2 protein-coding genes are annotated in these 3,256 nt (G+C 68.1%); both read left to right on the top strand.

The features are described 5' to 3' along the window. Positions 1–1,664: MtrB/PioB family outer membrane beta-barrel protein (locus ACIRDX_RS22115; RefSeq protein WP_396627583.1), on the top strand; the 1,664-nt coding region annotated here is incomplete at its 5' end. A gap of 271 nt (positions 1,665–1,935) precedes the next feature. Further along, positions 1,936–2,859 carry a glycerophosphodiester phosphodiesterase family protein gene (locus tag ACIRDX_RS22120; RefSeq protein ID WP_396627584.1) on the top strand — a complete coding sequence of 308 codons (924 nt, stop codon included), beginning with the start codon at positions 1,936–1,938 and terminating at the stop codon, positions 2,857–2,859. The last annotated feature ends 397 nt before the right edge of the window (positions 2,860–3,256 follow it).

Genomic DNA, 3,256 nt, shown 5'->3' on the forward strand with positions numbered 1-3,256 from the left:
CGCCGTTCGAGCTGCGGACCAAGCGCGACATCACGACCGTGGGCGGCCAGTACCAGCTCAATCGCAACACGGACATCAACTTCGCGTTGATTTCCACCGGCCGCAAGGGCAACCAGCCGTGGGGTTCCAGCTTCGGCATGGCCGGGACCTTCGAGGTGCCCGCGCCGATCCAGCAGCGGAACACCGAGATCGCGGCCAACGTCGAGTGGGCCAACAAGAAGGCCATGTTCAAGGCCGGGTATGACGGGTCGCTGTTCAACAGCGACACGGAGTCGCTGACCTTCGACAACCCGCTGCGCCTCACCAACGCCAGCAACGCCAGCTCCCTCGGCCGCCTCTCGCGCTGGCCGTCGAGCACGATGCACACGGTCTCGGCGACGGGCTCGGTGGCCCTGCCGGCCAAGAGCCGCGTGATCGCCTACGTGGCGCAGTCGGCCATGACCAGCGACGCACAGATCCTGCCGTGGACCGTCAACCCGGGCATCACGACGGTGCCGCCGCTCGAGCGGACTTCCGTCGACGCCGATGCCGACGTCACGACCGTGCTGCTGCGCTTCAACTCGCGCCCGGCCAACTGGGTGTGGCTCAACGCCAGCTTCCGGTCGTACGACATGAACAACAAGACGCCGGTCTTCCACTACGACCAGAAGATCAGCTACGACACGACGCTGGTGAATACGCCGGGCGAGAAGTCCCACCCGTACTCGTTCAACCGGCAGACGACCGAACTCGACGCGTCGTTCACGCCGTGGCGCAACGGCGCTTTCCGGGTGGGCTACGTCCGCGAGAGCATCGACCGCACCAACCGCATCTACGACACCACCAACGAGGACTCGTTCCGCATCGGGTACGACTGGACCTCGAATCGCTACGTCACCGTGCGCGCCGGGCTGCTCACGCAGCAGCGGCGTGGCGAGGGCTTCAACCCCGACCTGCTCGTCTCCTACGCCGAGCAGCCCGGGATGCGGCACGCCGACCTGAGCAACCGCGACCGTGATCAGGCGCAGTTCGTGGTGACCTTCCTGCCGACCTCGACGCTGTCGTTCAACGTCAACGGGTCGGTCGGCACCGACGACCGGCCCGACGGCGACTACGGCCTGCGCAGCCAGGACTTCTCGACGTTCGGATTCGGCGCGGACTTCTCGCCGAGCGACGCGTTCACCCTCGGCGCGAGCTACCTCTACGAGTCCTTCGCCTCGCTGGAGGCCAGCCGCACCGCGAACCCCCCGCCGGATCCGACGTTCTTCGACCCGCGTCGCGACTGGAGCGATGACATCGAAGAGAAGGTCCACACCTACAACGCGTACTTCGAGGCGCCGAAGCTGTTCGGCAAGCTCGACTTCGGCGTGAACTACGACTACACCAAGGCCGACACGACCTTTGTGTATGGCCTGGTGCCCAACACCACCCTCACGCCGCCCGTCCAGCTCAGCCCGATCTACAACGATTGGGCGCAGGCTCGCGTGACCACCGCCTACTGGCTGCGCCGCAACCTGTCGCTCGGCCTGACGTACATGTACGACCAGTTCACGGTGAACGACTGGGCGCTCGGGACGCAGACCCTGGACCGGCTCGCCCACAGCAACACCTTCCTGCTGATGAACTACGGCTGGGAGAACTACACGGCCCACACCGTGTGGCTGAAGGCGACATACCTCTGGTAGCAGCACACCCGGGTGCAGGGTACCGGGTACCGGGTACGCACAGATGAACACGAAGGGCGCCTCGATCGAGGCGCCTTTCGTGTTTGTGGTGGCAATGCCGCAATGCCGCGATGCCGGGAATGTCGGAGGCCGGCAGGCTCCGGGCCACAGCGCCGGCAACTGGCCACATCAGGTTGCCTGCGGCCTGAGGACCGTCGCCTGATGCGTTCTGAACCCTGTACCCGGAACCCGGAACCCGGTACCCGTTGACCTGTGGGATGCTCTTCCCGCCATGACGCTCGCTCGTCGCGCCCTCTTCCTTGGCGGCCTGTTCGCCGCGCCAGGACTTGCCGCCATGCTCATCGCCGATGGCCGCCCGCCGTCCCGCCCGTGGGTCGTCGCGCATCGGGGCGCCTCCGCGTACGCGCCCGAGAACACGGTGCCGGCGTTCCTGCTCGCGGCCGAGCAGGGCGCGACCTTCGTCGAGTTCGACATCCAGCGCACCACGGACGGCGCGCTCGTGCTGCTGCACGACACCACGCTGGAGCGTACGACCGATGTCGAAGAGGTCTTCCCCGATCGCGGGCGTCGCGTGCAGGTGAAGGGCGAGTGGCGCACCCAGTGGTCGCTGGCCGATTTCACGCTCGCCGAGGTGCGCCGACTGGATGCGGGCCGCTGGTTCGATGCCCGGTTCGCGGGCACGCGCGTGCCGACCTTCGCGGAGACGATCGCCGCCGTGAAGGGGCGGACCGGTCTCTTCATCGAACTGAAGGCGCCCGAACTCTACCCGGGCATCGAGGCGGAGATCCTCGCGGCGCTGAAGACGGCGGGACTCGATCGCCCGTGGAGTGACCCGAAGACGCCCGTGCTGCTGCAGTCGTTCACCGTCGACAGCCTGCGGACGCTGGCGTCCCTGAAGACGCCCTTGCCCATCCACCTGCTCTTCGGCCCAGCCGAGGCGGCGCGCTGGACGAGCGAGGCCGGCCTGGCCGAGGCGCGCACGTTCGTGACGGGGCTGAGCCCTGACAAGGCCGTGGTGGCGGCCGACCCGGGCCTGGTCGCCCGCGCCCACGCGCGCGACATGCCGGTGACGCCTTACACGTTCCGCGCCTCGAAGGCGCCAGGCGCGGTCGACGTCCGCGAGGAGATGCGCGCCGCGCTCGCGGGCGGCATCGATGGGGTGATCACGGACAATCCGGACCGTGTGCCGCGCTGACCGCGCGGCACACGGTCTGGATTGTCCGGAATGCCGCGATGCTGCGACGCCGAATGTCGACACGCACGCGGCTCACATCGGAGGCGCGCCCCTGGGGCCACGCGAGTTCCAGCCGACTGCCGACTGCCGACCGGGTGTGAGTCGTCCGAGCCCCAAGCCCCTGACCAGCAGGCTCCGGCAATGTTGTCCGTAATGCGGCGAGGCTGCGATGCCGAATGTCGACACGCACGCGGCCCATGTTGGAGGTGCGCCCCTGGGGCCACGCGAGTTCCCGCCGACTGCCGACTGCCGACTGCCGACCGGGTGTGAGTCGTCCGAGCCCCAAGCCCCGAGCCCCTGACCAGCAGGCTCCGGCAATGCTGTCCGTAATGCCGCGAGGCTGCGATGCCGAATGTCG

Source organism: Luteitalea sp. (assembly GCF_044337415.1).
Taxonomy (GTDB): domain Bacteria; phylum Acidobacteriota; class Vicinamibacteria; order Vicinamibacterales; family Vicinamibacteraceae; genus Luteitalea.